The 11,674-nt window shown below is 56.8% G+C and carries 17 protein-coding genes; 6 read left to right on the forward strand and 11 right to left on the reverse strand.

Translation table 11 applies throughout. The annotated features are described in order from the left end of the window. Position 1: 1 nt before the first annotated feature. Both hslV and ACTRXA_RS13445 read right to left on the reverse strand, forming a co-directional pair. Positions 2 to 541: an ATP-dependent protease subunit HslV gene (gene hslV, locus ACTRXA_RS13440; RefSeq protein WP_442427698.1), complete on the reverse strand. Its 540-nt coding sequence runs from the start codon at positions 539 to 541 to the stop codon at positions 2 to 4. Between the two features lie 73 nt (positions 542 to 614). Further along, on the reverse strand, positions 615 to 1,559 hold the full coding sequence (locus tag ACTRXA_RS13445) for a tyrosine recombinase XerC (RefSeq protein ID WP_442427681.1): 945 nt from the start codon (positions 1,557 to 1,559) through the stop codon (positions 615 to 617). 200 nt (positions 1,560 to 1,759) lie between these two features. Between ACTRXA_RS13445 and ACTRXA_RS13450 the strand changes: the two genes are divergently transcribed. Further along, a complete protein-coding gene (locus tag ACTRXA_RS13450; RefSeq protein WP_442427682.1) occupies positions 1,760 to 2,308 on the forward strand; it encodes a hypothetical protein in 549 nt (182 codons plus the stop codon). A gap of 7 nt (positions 2,309 to 2,315) precedes the next feature. Here ACTRXA_RS13450 and ACTRXA_RS13455 read toward each other — a convergent pair whose 3' ends face one another. The 6 genes from ACTRXA_RS13455 to ACTRXA_RS13480 all read right to left on the reverse strand — a co-directional run bounded on the left by ACTRXA_RS13455 (position 2,316) and on the right by ACTRXA_RS13480 (position 6,783). Beyond that, positions 2,316 to 2,477 carry a hypothetical protein gene (locus ACTRXA_RS13455; protein ID WP_442427683.1) on the reverse strand — a complete coding sequence of 54 codons (162 nt, stop codon included), beginning with the start codon at positions 2,475 to 2,477 and terminating at the stop codon, positions 2,316 to 2,318. A 70-nt stretch (positions 2,478 to 2,547) separates the two neighbouring features. Then, a complete protein-coding gene (locus ACTRXA_RS13460; protein ID WP_442427684.1) occupies positions 2,548 to 3,057 on the reverse strand; it encodes a hypothetical protein in 510 nt (169 codons plus the stop codon). Positions 3,058 to 3,242: 185 nt separating this feature from the next. After that, positions 3,243 to 3,581 carry a hypothetical protein gene (locus ACTRXA_RS13465; protein ID WP_442427685.1) on the reverse strand — a complete coding sequence of 113 codons (339 nt, stop codon included), beginning with the start codon at positions 3,579 to 3,581 and terminating at the stop codon, positions 3,243 to 3,245. A gap of 281 nt (positions 3,582 to 3,862) precedes the next feature. Continuing rightward, entirely contained in the window at positions 3,863 to 4,387 is a 525-nt protein-coding gene (locus tag ACTRXA_RS13470) for a hypothetical protein (protein ID WP_442427686.1), read from the reverse strand. A 249-nt stretch (positions 4,388 to 4,636) separates the two neighbouring features. After that, positions 4,637 to 5,278, reverse strand: a complete 642-nt coding sequence (locus tag ACTRXA_RS13475; protein ID WP_005009410.1) for a VWA domain-containing protein — start codon at positions 5,276 to 5,278, stop codon at positions 4,637 to 4,639. Further along, positions 5,275 to 6,783, reverse strand: a complete 1,509-nt coding sequence (locus ACTRXA_RS13480; protein WP_442427687.1) for a hypothetical protein — start codon at positions 6,781 to 6,783, stop codon at positions 5,275 to 5,277. The genes ACTRXA_RS13475 and ACTRXA_RS13480 overlap by 4 nt, the downstream gene beginning before the upstream one ends. On the opposite strand from ACTRXA_RS13480, the gene ACTRXA_RS13485 reads away from it, so the two are divergent. Beyond that, positions 6,782 to 7,072 carry a hypothetical protein gene (locus tag ACTRXA_RS13485; RefSeq protein ID WP_442427688.1) on the forward strand — a complete coding sequence of 97 codons (291 nt, stop codon included), beginning with the start codon at positions 6,782 to 6,784 and terminating at the stop codon, positions 7,070 to 7,072. The genes ACTRXA_RS13480 and ACTRXA_RS13485 overlap by 2 nt on opposite strands. A 49-nt stretch (positions 7,073 to 7,121) precedes the next feature. Here the strand turns inward: ACTRXA_RS13485 and ACTRXA_RS13490 are convergent, their stop codons facing one another. Further along, positions 7,122 to 8,654: a YifB family Mg chelatase-like AAA ATPase gene (locus ACTRXA_RS13490; protein ID WP_442427689.1), complete on the reverse strand. Its 1,533-nt coding sequence runs from the start codon at positions 8,652 to 8,654 to the stop codon at positions 7,122 to 7,124. Positions 8,655 to 8,795: 141 nt separating this feature from the next. Then, positions 8,796 to 9,809: a Vgb family protein gene (locus ACTRXA_RS13495; protein WP_442427690.1), complete on the reverse strand. Its 1,014-nt coding sequence runs from the start codon at positions 9,807 to 9,809 to the stop codon at positions 8,796 to 8,798. 191 nt (positions 9,810 to 10,000) lie between these two features. On the opposite strand from ACTRXA_RS13495, the gene ACTRXA_RS13500 reads away from it, so the two are divergent. From ACTRXA_RS13500 to ACTRXA_RS13515, 4 genes are all read left to right on the forward strand, one after another. Further along, on the forward strand, positions 10,001 to 10,192 hold the full coding sequence (locus tag ACTRXA_RS13500; RefSeq protein ID WP_442427691.1) for a hypothetical protein: 192 nt from the start codon (positions 10,001 to 10,003) through the stop codon (positions 10,190 to 10,192). Between the two features lie 99 nt (positions 10,193 to 10,291). Then, complete coding sequence (locus tag ACTRXA_RS13505) at positions 10,292 to 10,420, forward strand: YgaP family membrane protein (RefSeq protein ID WP_442427692.1); 129 nt, start codon at positions 10,292 to 10,294, stop codon at positions 10,418 to 10,420. Between the two features lie 32 nt (positions 10,421 to 10,452). After that, positions 10,453 to 10,770, forward strand: coding sequence for a quaternary ammonium compound efflux SMR transporter SugE (sugE, locus tag ACTRXA_RS13510; protein ID WP_442427693.1), 318 nt, complete (start codon positions 10,453 to 10,455; stop codon positions 10,768 to 10,770). A 74-nt stretch (positions 10,771 to 10,844) separates the two neighbouring features. After that, entirely contained in the window at positions 10,845 to 11,114 is a 270-nt protein-coding gene (locus tag ACTRXA_RS13515) for a DUF2269 family protein (protein ID WP_442427694.1), read from the forward strand. A gap of 367 nt (positions 11,115 to 11,481) precedes the next feature. Here the strand turns inward: ACTRXA_RS13515 and ACTRXA_RS13520 are convergent. Continuing rightward, on the reverse strand, positions 11,482 to 11,674 hold a 193-nt coding region (locus ACTRXA_RS13520; protein WP_442427695.1), incomplete at its 5' end, for a transposase.

Consider the following 11,674-nt stretch of genomic DNA (forward strand, 5'->3'; position numbering starts at 1 on the left):
TTCACAACTCCTCGATGGTGAGATGATCGTTGGTGTAGATGCAGACATCCTGCGCAATTTTCATGGCTTCCTCCACGATCTGCCGGGCGTTGAGGCTGGAATGGCGCGCCAGCGCTTTCGCGGCCGACTGCGCAAACATGCCCCCGGAACCGATGGCGATGATGCCGTCGTCCGGCTCGATCACGTCGCCCGTGCCGGAAATGAGGAAGCTGTTGTTCTGGTCCGCAACCAGCAACATCGCTTCCAACCGCCGCAGGAGTTTGTCGGTGCGCCAGTCCTTGGCCAGTTCCACCGCAGCGCGCGACAGATTGCCGTTGTATTTTTCCAGTTTTTCCTCGAAACGCGCGAACAGGGCGAACGCATCGGCTGTGCCCCCGGCAAACCCGGCGATGATCTTGTTGTTATACATCCGGCGGACCTTTTGTGCCGAGTGCTTCATCACCGTCGGGCCGAGAGTCACCTGCCCGTCGCCGCCCATTGCGACCTGTCCCTGGTGGCGGACGGATAATATTGTCGTTCCGTGTGGAGTGTGGGATTCCATGTTGACCGGGTATTGAAAACGGGTTGGCAATGCGGTTTCCAACGGTTTCCTGAGAAACCGTCCTGCATTTTTATCATGGTTTGGGCGAATTGGCATCCAATTGTTGAGCCCGTGGGTGGGATTTGTCGTACGTCTCCATGAGCCGGTCGATGGTCAGATGTGTGTATTTCTGTGTGGTGGAGAGACTGGCATGCCCCAGCATTTCCTGAATGGAACGCAGATCCGCCCCGCCTTCGAGCAAATGTGTGGCGAAGGAATGGCGCAGGGAATGGGGTGACACCCCTTTCGAAAAGGCCGGTCCCAGGTAGCGGTGGAGGATCTTCCGCACCCCGCGAACCGTCACCGCTCCACCGCGGGTGTTGAGGAACAGTTGCGCGGGAGGCAGCTCCGGTTTTTTCTTTGCAAGCAGCACCTGCCGTTCTTTCATGTAGGAGCGGACCGCCTCTATGGCTTTCCGTCCGAGCGGCAGAACGCGTTCTTTTTTTCCCTTGCCAAGCACGTTCACCCGGCGCTCGTCGAGGTGAATGGAGTCGAGTGTGAGCCCGGTCAGCTCGCTGATGCGCATGCCGGTGCTGTAGAACAACTCCAGCATGGCGCGGTCGCGTATGCCGAGAAACCCTTCCTTTGCGGGAAGCTCCAGCAGGCGAAACATCTCGTCCACCGTGAGGTAGGTGGGAAGCGCGTTCTTTTTTCGGGGCGCCGGGATGGTTTTCACGACGTTGGTTTTGATATGATTCTCCCGGCACAGAAACTGGAAAAAGGTGCGGAGCGACGACAGCTTGCGGTTCATGGTGCTGCCGGTGCAGGATTGCTCGTAAAGGTAAGCGAGGTACGAACGCACCGCCAGCCGGTCGATCTGGTGGATGTCGATCGCCCCGTCTGCGGTGCAGGCATGTCCAGTCTGGCGCAAGAACCCCGCGAACTGGTCGAGGTCTTTCAGGTAGCCCGTCACCGTATTGGGCGAGGCATTTTTCTCCGCCACCAGGTGGGTGCGGAAGGATTGGATCAGGTTGTCCATGGTTTGGTCATAGTTTTCAATAATATACACTGTATCCCCGGAGGCGGGGGAAGTCAAGGCGGCGGTCTTCGTCCTTGCAGGGAGGCATCATGTGGGGTCGTTTGCGCGGGTGTGTGCAGGAAATTTTTAAAAACATTCAGAAAAAAACTCATCTAATATGTAATTCGCAATCCAACCAAGAAAAGGCAATCGGTATGCTTATGAGTCCAGAAGAAGAACAGAAGGCACGCGAGAACCTGCGCATCCTTTCCGAGTTGCGGGAGAAAACGGAACTGCTTTCCGAGCACGTGGAGAACCGCAAGCAGGCGTTGGAAGAAGAGATCGAAGAAAGCCTGCATGAAGCCATTTCCAACGCACGCGACAGCCTGGAGAAGATTTCCGAAAACATCGAACCCAAACTGCAGAACACCATTCAACAGCGGCTGGATGTTTTGCGCCAGCAAATGGATGAGTGGAAGTACGATGCGCGTGAAATGGTTAAAGACGAGATTGGCAAGCAGGCCGACGCGTTGAACCAGAAACTGTTGGACGCACAGGACGCCCGTATTCAGCAAAAGGTGGATGCCATCCGTGACGACATGCAGGCGAAGATGGAAGAAACCTTGAAAGCCGAGGTCGCCTCCCAAATCGATGCCGTGAAGAAGGAAACGGACGACAAGCTGGCGGGCCTCAAGACGCTTGCGCTGACCGGGGTCGGCCTGGGGGCGGCGGCTCTCGTTGCGGCGGCAGCGGCGTGGCTGGTGCGTTGACGACGGATCAGGTGATCAGCCAGAACAACAGGAACAGGGCCAGTGACGTCAGGATCACCTGATAGGTGAAGCTGAAACCGGGCCCTGTGAACAGAATTCCCACAGTCATGACGCACAGAATGACAAAGCCCAGGATCAACCGGGTTTTTTCGGATAACTTTTGTTTCATGAAAACGGATTGTAGCGGAGTGTGGTCTGGAAGGAAAGAAAAACGGTGCAAGGGAGCCTTGCTTTCCTCCTCAATAAAATAGCTTCTTGATTTCCTCAACCAGAAAGATGTCGTCGATTTCAGACATCACGTCCTTGTATTCGATCGGTTGATCGTCTTCCTTCAGCGATATGCCGAGTTCGGACTCGTTGCCACCAAACCGTGGATACGATTCCAGGTATTCGCGGATGTCATCCAGCTCAAACGCTTCCTTGATTTCCTCAACAAAGTCGTTGCGCAAATGGCTGAGATCCTCAATTTTTTCGAGAGCTTTCTGGTAATTGTTCTGGATGGCGAGCAGATATCCCTGATGGATTTCCGTGTTTCCGGAAAGGGGTGATTCGACTGCCTCGTCCTCACCGGTTTCCCCGGCGTTGTAAAGAAACTCGACTTTCGCTTCCGCCTGTTTGAGGGCCAGTATCAGCGAATAAAACTTTTCACCGATGAGGAAAGAAAGCCCGTCGTACGCGCCAAGTTCTTCCGCCATGTCCACGGCGGTTCGGCAGTAATCCCGAATCTGATGATAGTCCAGCGATTCCATCGCAAATCCTCCCCGGGAAGGGGTTAAATCCTCTACCTATATTTTCGGCAATATTTCCGGAAAACTCAACAATTATTGTGGGACGGGTGCCATCGTCTTAAAAGAGGTTCCCGGCCGATGCGGATAAAAAAAGCGCCCCCGGCCTTCCGCCGGGAGCGCTGCAATAGGGCGATTTCCTACACTTTTCAAAACTTGGAATTGCACTGTTTCTCCAGGTCGGCATTCACGATAAAGCCACACTGGCTTTGTTCCTTGTTCACCACGGCGTAGCAATAAGCCTGCTTGTCCCGGCTTCTGATGAGCGAACAATAATAGGAACTGTGATTTTTATTCTGGTAACGGTTTTCCTTTTCTTCCGCTGTGAGCTTTTTCTCGATTTCAAAGGCCCGGCAGAGGTTCTTTTCGTCCAAATCATTGACAGCGGCACAGGGGTCGGGTTCCGCTTTCGGGTCGGCAAAGGCCACGGAGGGAACCCCCACCGCCAGAGCCGCTACAAGCATCCACAGCCAGAGTTTCTGGTTCATTCTCATCGTTGTCTCCTCGTCAGTTGAATCCACAAAGATGAATATCACTGGGCGGATAACCCCCCAGGTGAAAGCTATGGAACGGGGCTCTGGTTTGCATCAATGCCCCCGGCCAGACCCACCAAATTGATTTGGAAAATCCATTGAAAGGCCTTCTGCCGTTACGCCAAAAACCTACCACGGTTAGGTGGTTTATGCAATATGCAGGGCTCGTGGTTGTGTGCCGGTTTCCTTCTGCGTTTCGGCTGTGAAATGAAACCCTGGCCGGTTTCCCGGTCGTTTTATCGGCTTGACGGCGGGCGGCCACCGGGCACGGGTTGATTGCCTGGAGTTTCGATGGATTGTGTGCCAGCCGATTCCTCCTTGCCGGGGAGCGGGGTGTTTCCCAGGTGGATGGGTTCGGGCACCGTTTCCTCATCTTCACGATGGACCGCAATGACGCGGTCCCCCGGCCCGTACACCACCGACATTTCATGGTCGTCGCCCATCATGAGTTCGCGCGGTGTGGCGATGATTTCCCACAGCAGAATGGAATAGACGTCGAGCGCGAAGTTGGCCAGGGCGCGGTCGCCATTCGGCGCGTTGCCCAGTTCGTAACGATACCAGTCCGTGCGCTGGCCGCTCTGCTGGTCCGTGTGAAAAGGGGTTCCCAGTTCCTCCTCCACCATGGACCGGGAGGCACCGGGTTGGATGACGGCAAAGTTGGGTTCCGGGTCGCCGGATAAAGCCATGATGACGGAACAGCCGGAAGTCATAAACAGGATTGCGAGAAAAGCGATGCCGTGAAGGGCGTGGCGTTTAAACATGGCGGGTTTCTCCATAATTCAGCGGAATGAATTCGTACCGAAAGTCCGAAAAGAATTGTCACCGATCTGCGGAATTTTTGAAAGTATTTTTGAAACCCGGGGCATAAAGAGAATTGCCTTCTGCGCGAAAACCCAACCGGAGTTCAACAAGGCGGGCCGCACTGGCACCCTCCCGCCACCGGTGGGGGGTGGCGGGCGCCTGAGATGGGGATGCCAGTGCGGCGCCTGGTTGAAACATCCGTGAACCGGTTACAGCATCAGGGCGTCTTCGCGGTCGAGGTCGTTGACCACTTCCCAATTACCGCCTCCGGTCTCCACCTTCTGCTGCCAGATTTTCAACCGGTCCACGTACTCTTCCGGATTCACGTTGTCGGCGCGCAGTTTGGTCACGTTCAGCGCGCGCACCTTGAATCCGTCGAGGGTGAACTTGAGGTTGCGGTTGTAACCCTCCGGGAGTTCCTCCTTGAGATCAGAGTAGATGAGGATGTGCTTGTTCGAGGCCTCGACTTCATTCAGGTACTCGATGGCCTGGAACAACCCGCCGGAGATGTCGGTGTACTGGCTGCCTTTCACTTTTTCGACGAAGTCGTTGACGATCTCCGCGAACTTGCGTTTCTGCGCGTTGGCCACAGACGGCCGCGAGTCGAACGTCACCTTGGCGACGATGTCCTTCTCACTGAAGCTGGCGCTGTCGATGCGCGCCACGGCCATGGTGTCACCGGGACCGAGCGTCCCCAGCAGGTAGTTGATGATCTGCTGGGCCTTCCTCAACTCCTTCGTGTAGGTACCGGATGTGTCGAGCAGAAGGTAGACGCCCCGGCTGTTTGAGGCCTGCTCGGCGCATCCGTAGAAAAACAGGATGCATAACAGAACTGAAATCATTCGTTTCATTTTGCCACCTGTTCGATTCGGGTTTTAGAATCCATCAGCATCTCCGCGGTGGGCGGGGTTCCACTGCCCGCTTCGCCGGAGGATTTTTGACGGGTTTTCAACATCTGCTCCAGCCACAAAGGCAGGAAGATGAAGATGTCGTACACATGGGTCATCAACAGGCCCAGGTTTTTGAAGCCGCTCCCAAGAATGCGGAACAGCACCGCGAGACTGCGGATGGTCAATGCCAGCAGGTCGCCGAACACACTGCGGCAGGAGTGCATGAGCGTCTCCAGCGGAATGGCGACGAAGGTCAGGGCGAAAGGCAGGATGAAGCCCATCACCATCTGGCCGAGCATCGGAATCCAGGAGTTGACGCCGCTCACCGGCACCGCTTCCAGCTCACCGCCGGTGGCCGTCAGCGAATGACGGAGCGCGCTCAGGTCCATGGCGATCTGGTCGCGCATGAACGCCAGCGCCGCTTCCACACAGGCCAGCGTGAACAGGATGCCGAAGGTCACCCAGATCATGCGGATGCGCAGGCGGTCGTCCATGGTGCCGATCACAGGAAACAGGCGCGTGAAGCGCAACGCTTCCATCAGGAACAGGCCCATCGACATCTCGACGAAGATGATGACCAGCGCCGCGATGTCCGACACCTTCATGCCGCCGATCTGCGCCGTGGAGCCGACCATCTCGGACATGGGCAAAGCGATCAGGTTGAAGTTGATGATGGCGCCGCCGGTGGCGATGAGTACGACGAGCAACGATACAGCAAACTGCACCGCCGCCGAGGCGCGCAAAGTCCGTTCCGCCTTGTCGGTCTTGTTGATGATCTCGACGTAGCGGTCCATGTGCTGGTCGATGTCGCGGGCGCGGTCGAGCAGGCCGCGCAGGGTTTTACCGACTTCGTCCACGGAGTTGACGAGCTTCCTCCAGTACGGACGCAGGGTCTGCAACAGGGCGTGACGTTTGGCCACGCTGTCGCGGTATTCACGCACCACTTCGCGGTGGTGTTTCTCCGACGCTTCATGGATGCTCTTCAGGATGTTGGCGGTCAGCGGGTTGTTCTTGTGGTCGACTTTCAGCTTCGCCACCACCTCGACGGCCTCGATCCATTCCGGCGTCGGCGGCACTTCCTGCCCGCACTGCTTGTAGTCCTCCTCGATCTGCGTGATCTGGTCGGCGATGACCTTTTGCAGTTCGGGGTAGCGGGCGAGGTCGCGTTCGACCACTGCGTTCACGCGGAAGAACTCGCGTTCGATCTTGCGTTCCATGTGGTCCTGCCCCAACTCCAGCAGGACTTCCTTGTTGCGTTCGCACAGGCGTTTCTCGGCTTTGAACAGCGAGCGGGACGCCAGGCGGAAGCCGGAGTACACCGTCGCCACCATACGCTGGAGTCCGGCGTGCACGGGCTTGCGTCCCATGTACAGGGCCATCATCGCCACAAGTATCAACATCGCGGACCATCCGGGCTGGTTGGCCAGCAGGGTCCATAACGTGTTTTGGTTTTCGGGCTGGTTCATGATTTCCTCTCAGGTCATGGTTGTGAAAAACCAATCCATGGAAAACGGATTCCCTTTCCATTCGGTTTCTTGCCTGTTTAATGTCGCAATACGCGTACCAAACAGGAGGGAAACGCTAATCTTTTGGAAAGGGATTGGTTTTCGCCGTGCAAGGGGAATGTTGATTTTAAGAATCAACTGGCGGGGGGAGGAAAGCGTCAAAAACGGTAACAAAAATGGTCACAGGAGTTATGATTTTCTGCCCAATGTTCAGAAAATCAGACCCATTGCCGCAGCGCCCGGATTTTGACGGGGAAAGAAGGCATGTTGGATTGTTGGCGGAGTGAAGTCGTTGTGCGTTACTGCCAGTTTTCTTTGTCGAGGGTGCGATACTGGATGGCTTCGGCGATGTGTTCGGCGGCGACGGCGTCGTCGCCGGCCAGGTCGGCAATCGTCCGCGCGACTTTTAAAATGCGGTCGTGAGCGCGGGCGCTCATGCCCATCTTGTCGATGGCTGTGGACATGATTTTCTGCGACGCGGCATCGAGTGGGCAGTGCGTCTTGATCTGCTTCGAACTCATCGACGCGTTGGAAAAAATCTTCGACCCGGCAAAGCGTTGCAGTTGACGCACGCGCGCCTTCTGCACGCGTTCGCGCAAGACGGCCGACGGTTCGCCCACCGTGTTCGATGCGAGGTCCTTGTACTCGACGGCGGGCACCTGGATGTGGATGTCGATGCGGTCCATCATCGGCCCGGAAATGCGCGACACGTATTTCTTGATCTGCGGCGGCGTGCACTGGCATTCGCGTTTGGGATCGGTGCGGTAACCGCAGGGGCAGGGATTCATCGCCGCCACCAGCATGAAGCCGGTAGGAAACGTCAGCGACCCCGACGCGCGCGAGATGCACACCTGCCGGTCCTCCATCGGCTGACGCAACACCTCCAGCGCGTTGCGTTTGAACTCCGGCAGTTCATCGAGAAACAGCACGCCGTTGTGCGCCAGTGACACCTCGCCCGGCATCGGCACCTTGCCGCCGCCGATCAGCCCCGCATCCGAAATCGTGTGGTGCGGCGACCGAAACGGCCGCGTGGCGAGAAGCCCCTTGCCGTTGTTCATGAGGCCGAGCACGCTGTGGATTTTCGTCGTCTCGATGGCTTCGTCGAGGGTGAGCGGCGGCAGGATGGTGGGCAGGCGCTTGGCCAGCATGGACTTGCCCGATCCCGGCGGCCCGATGAGGATGATGTTGTGGCCGCCCGCGGCGGCGATCTCCAGCGCGCGCTTCACGTGGTACTGGCCCTTGACGTCGGTGAAATCGAGGTCGTACGCCGAATGCTCGTGGTACTCGCCTTCCGGGTCCTTTTTCACCGGCTCCAGTTCCAGCTCGCCGTTCAAAAACGCCAGCGCTTCCGGCAACGTCTCCAGCGGATAGACCTTGAGACCCGACACCACCGCCGCTTCGGCGGCGTTGGCTTTGGGGAGCAGGATGCCTTCGACTCCCGCCTTCTTCGCCTGCGCGGCGATCGACAGCGTTCCCTTGATCGGTTTCACCCGTCCGTCGAGCGAAAGTTCTCCCAGGATCAGGTAGCGGTGCAGGTGGTCGGGTTTGACGATGCCGTCGGCGGCAAGAATGCCCAGCGCGATGGGCAGGTCGAAGGCGGAGCCTTCTTTTTTGATGTCGGCGGGCGCGAGGTTGACGGTGATGCGCCGGACCGGAAACTCCAGTTGCGTGTTGCGGATGGCGGCGGCAACGCGATCCGAGCTTTCCTTCACCGCCGCGTCGGGCAGGCCGACGATGGACATCCCCGGCAGTCCGGGTGAAAGATGGACCTCGACTTCGACGACGTAACCGTCGATGCCCAGCACTGCGCCGCTCTGCACCCGGGAAATCATGCTGTGCCCCTCGCACGTGATTAAAGTTGCAAAATAATCGGTATGTCAATTTAATGCAAAAGCGCGCGCGATGGAACCAAAAAGGGGCCTGCCGTGGAATTGTGGGAGGGTGTTGCCGGGGGAGGTTTTGGAGCGTTTCCCTTATTCCTGTTTTCCAATAACGGCGCGTCCTATGAAATTCGTGTCCTCTCCGAACCAGATGGTTTTTTCATTGGCATCGAACATCATGTGACGCACCGATCCGCCGCGTTCCGGGATCTCCGTGATGTTGACAAATTTCTTTGTGGGAGTATCGAATCCCACCAGCCGGTTGGGCATGTCCCCGGTTTCGACCACCCAGACCCTGTCTTCATGGTCTACGGTCATGGCATAGGGTCCGGAATCGTCACCACCGGGCAGGGGCCACTCTTTAAATTCCCCGTTTTCGGGATCGAATCGTCCCAGCATTCCCTGGGCATAATCCCCATACCAGACCACCCCGTCCGATGTGATTGCAAGCCGTCTGGGGCGGGCGTCCTTGCGGGGGAGTTCGTATTCTTTCAGTTCCATCGTTTCCGGGTCCACGCTGGCGATTTTATTGCTCCCGAACAGCGCAATCCAGGGCCGGTTGCGGGAATCCATCCAGATCCCGTAGGGGAGGGCATTCCGGGAAGGAACCTTTATAAGGCGGACTTCACCCGTTTGGGTGAACAGCTTGCCGATGAAATTGCTTCTCTGGACGGTGAACCAGATATCACCCGCACCATCGAATACCAGCGTGTGTGGATCCCGCGCCTCCTTGTGCGGCATTTCGAATCGGGTGATCCCGCCGGTATCCGGATCCAGCTTGCCAATATACGCGTTGCGGTTTCCTGCAAACCAGATGAACCCAGCCGCATCCACAATCAGATTGTGTGGCCCTGCGCCAGGCCCTAAATCGAACTTTTTGAAGGTTCCGGAAGCGGGTTCCAGGTACGCGATGTAACCGCCTTTTTGTCCGCAGAACCAGACACGGCCTTTCGGATCGACAAAAGGGTCTCGCGGCCGGGAATCGTCCCAGGGCACTTTCCACTCTGTAATGGAAACCGTTTCCGCCTGCGCGATGCCACCGGCCGGCACGAACCCGGCCAGCAGGGCAGAGATGGAAAGAATGGCGATGCGCTTCAGTCGATTCATGATGATTCCGTTTGTAGAAGGTTGATTAAAAAAGTCCCCCACACATGAATGAAATTTTCCCAGCGAAGCAGCCATCGATGCCCCGCGCCGCGCCCCTCGCACGTGTTTAAAATGGTAGAATAATCCGCATGTCAATTTAATGCAAATGTGCCAGGGATCGAGGCAAAAAGCATTGGTTCGCGGGGGAACGCATGGCGAAGCGGGGAGAAGCGAAGTCGAAAAAGAATAAGACAGGTGCCGGGCATCCCACGAAGGCAACGCGGCAGGACAAGGAAAAGGGTTCGACGGAGTTGAAAGCCAAACATCCGCAGTCCATGCCTCCGCGCGCGAAAGAAAAAGCAGACGAACTGGCGCGCATCTGGGATGAAGACTTGTGTGAATAATTTTATTTATGGGAGGGCAATACCATGAATACGAAACGCAAACTGCATGACGGGATCGTCGGCGCGGTGCTGACGGCGGGCTCGGCGCTGGCGTAATGGGTGGATCCGTTGTGGATTCTGGTGCCGGGCGTGCTGGGAGTGACGCTGTTGCAAAGCGGGCTCACCGGGTTCTGCCCGCTGTACTTCATCCTCGATAAAACGTGCCGGGAAACGAAGACGGCGGTTTAGGTTTAGCATTCCATTTAAAGAAAGGGGTTGGCATGGCGTGGGCGGTGTTGTTTGTGGCGGGGTTGTTTGAGGTGGGCTGGGCCGTGGGCCTGAAGTACACGGAAGGGTTCACGAAATTGTGGCCGACGGTGTGGACGGTGGCGAGCATCGTCATCAGCATGGGGCTCCTGGGCCTGTCGCTCAAGCACCTGCCGGTGGGCACGGCGTATGCGGTGTGGACGGGCATCGGCACGCTGGGCACGGCAATCCTCGGCATCTATTTGTTTGGCGAACCGGCGACGGCTTTGCGACTCTTCTGTATCGGCCTCATCACCGTCGGAATCCTTGGATTACGATTTGTTCCTTCCTGATTTAAACTTGGCCTTCATTCCCATTTCTGGATTACTTCAAAGTAAGCTTCACTGTTATCAAATTCCTGCACGTGATGAGTGCGGTGGTGTTGCTGGGGACGGGGCTGGGGCTCGCCTTCATGCTGTTCCGCGCCCAGCAGAGCCGGAACTCGCAAACGCTCCTGTTCGCGCTCAATAATACTCTCATAGGCGACATCGTGTTCATCGGCCCGGCGCTGTTCGTGCTGTTCGGCTCCGGTCATTGGATGCTTGGAAACGGCGGGCATTGGCAAAGAGGGTACAGATGGTATGTTTACCGCGTGTGTTTTTACTCAAGCGAAGAGGCCTGCAAGCCACCTCGATAGGCATTTTTCAAGATCAGAAAAAAAGGGATCCACCAAACCAGATCATTGGTGATGATATGAACTCCAAAGATAAGAGGAAGCTCATCATTTATAATGGCTGCGGCAAATCCTATAGGTCCAAAAATCTTTCCAAGAAAACCCACCAATACAATGGGCCAATGAACCATTGGATTACTGGCGACAAGATACCGTCTGAAAACCCCGTATGAGCCAGTGCTGGCGTGGGAGCGTCGGGAGTTTTGGCTCTGCCGGGGCACATGATTTCATCCTCGGCCTGTCCTGTACTCCCTGGGTTCCTCTGTTTCACCTCCGTTTTTTCGTTTCCTTTTGTTGACTTAGTATGCGTTCGAGGTTTTCTTCATCTTGATCAAGTTGGAGCGGGATCGGGCCGGGCTTTCAGTCTCTCCATCTCCAGTTTGATCCACCGCTTGAGGTTCACCGCCACCGCCGTGAAGTAACATTGCAGACCGACCTTTCTTATGCCCCGGTACCGTGCCCGCGTCAGCCCGTGGTACCGCTTCATCTCGGACAACTTGCCCTCGATGCCCGGCCGCAGTTTC

Source organism: Nitrospina sp. P1_D6 (genome assembly GCF_052156615.1).
In the GTDB taxonomy this organism is placed as follows: Bacteria; Nitrospinota; Nitrospinia; order Nitrospinales; family Nitrospinaceae; genus Nitrospina.

Bases quoted from the DNA above. Each gene is read 5' to 3' on its own strand.
- hslV (WP_442427698.1), bottom strand. From the start codon at position 541: ATGGAATCCCACACTCCACACGGAACGACAATATTATCCGTCCGCCAC.
- ACTRXA_RS13445 (WP_442427681.1), bottom strand. From the start codon at position 1,559: ATGGACAACCTGATCCAATCCTTCCGCACCCACCTGGTGGCGGAGAAA.
- ACTRXA_RS13450 (WP_442427682.1), top strand. From the start codon at position 1,760: ATGAGTCCAGAAGAAGAACAGAAGGCACGCGAGAACCTGCGCATCCTT.
- ACTRXA_RS13455 (WP_442427683.1), bottom strand. From the start codon at position 2,477: ATGAAACAAAAGTTATCCGAAAAAACCCGGTTGATCCTGGGCTTTGTC.
- ACTRXA_RS13460 (WP_442427684.1), bottom strand. From the start codon at position 3,057: ATGGAATCGCTGGACTATCATCAGATTCGGGATTACTGCCGAACCGCC.
- ACTRXA_RS13465 (WP_442427685.1), bottom strand. From the start codon at position 3,581: ATGAACCAGAAACTCTGGCTGTGGATGCTTGTAGCGGCTCTGGCGGTG.
- ACTRXA_RS13470 (WP_442427686.1), bottom strand. From the start codon at position 4,387: ATGTTTAAACGCCACGCCCTTCACGGCATCGCTTTTCTCGCAATCCTG.
- ACTRXA_RS13475 (WP_005009410.1), bottom strand. From the start codon at position 5,278: ATGAAACGAATGATTTCAGTTCTGTTATGCATCCTGTTTTTCTACGGA.
- ACTRXA_RS13485 (WP_442427688.1), top strand. From the start codon at position 6,782: ATGATTTCCTCTCAGGTCATGGTTGTGAAAAACCAATCCATGGAAAAC.
- ACTRXA_RS13480 (WP_442427687.1), bottom strand. From the start codon at position 6,783: ATGAACCAGCCCGAAAACCAAAACACGTTATGGACCCTGCTGGCCAAC.
- ACTRXA_RS13490 (WP_442427689.1), bottom strand. From the start codon at position 8,654: ATGATTTCCCGGGTGCAGAGCGGCGCAGTGCTGGGCATCGACGGTTAC.
- ACTRXA_RS13495 (WP_442427690.1), bottom strand. From the start codon at position 9,809: ATGAATCGACTGAAGCGCATCGCCATTCTTTCCATCTCTGCCCTGCTG.
- ACTRXA_RS13500 (WP_442427691.1), top strand. From the start codon at position 10,001: ATGGCGAAGCGGGGAGAAGCGAAGTCGAAAAAGAATAAGACAGGTGCC.
- sugE (WP_442427693.1), top strand. From the start codon at position 10,453: ATGGCGTGGGCGGTGTTGTTTGTGGCGGGGTTGTTTGAGGTGGGCTGG.
- ACTRXA_RS13515 (WP_442427694.1), top strand. From the start codon at position 10,845: ATGAGTGCGGTGGTGTTGCTGGGGACGGGGCTGGGGCTCGCCTTCATG.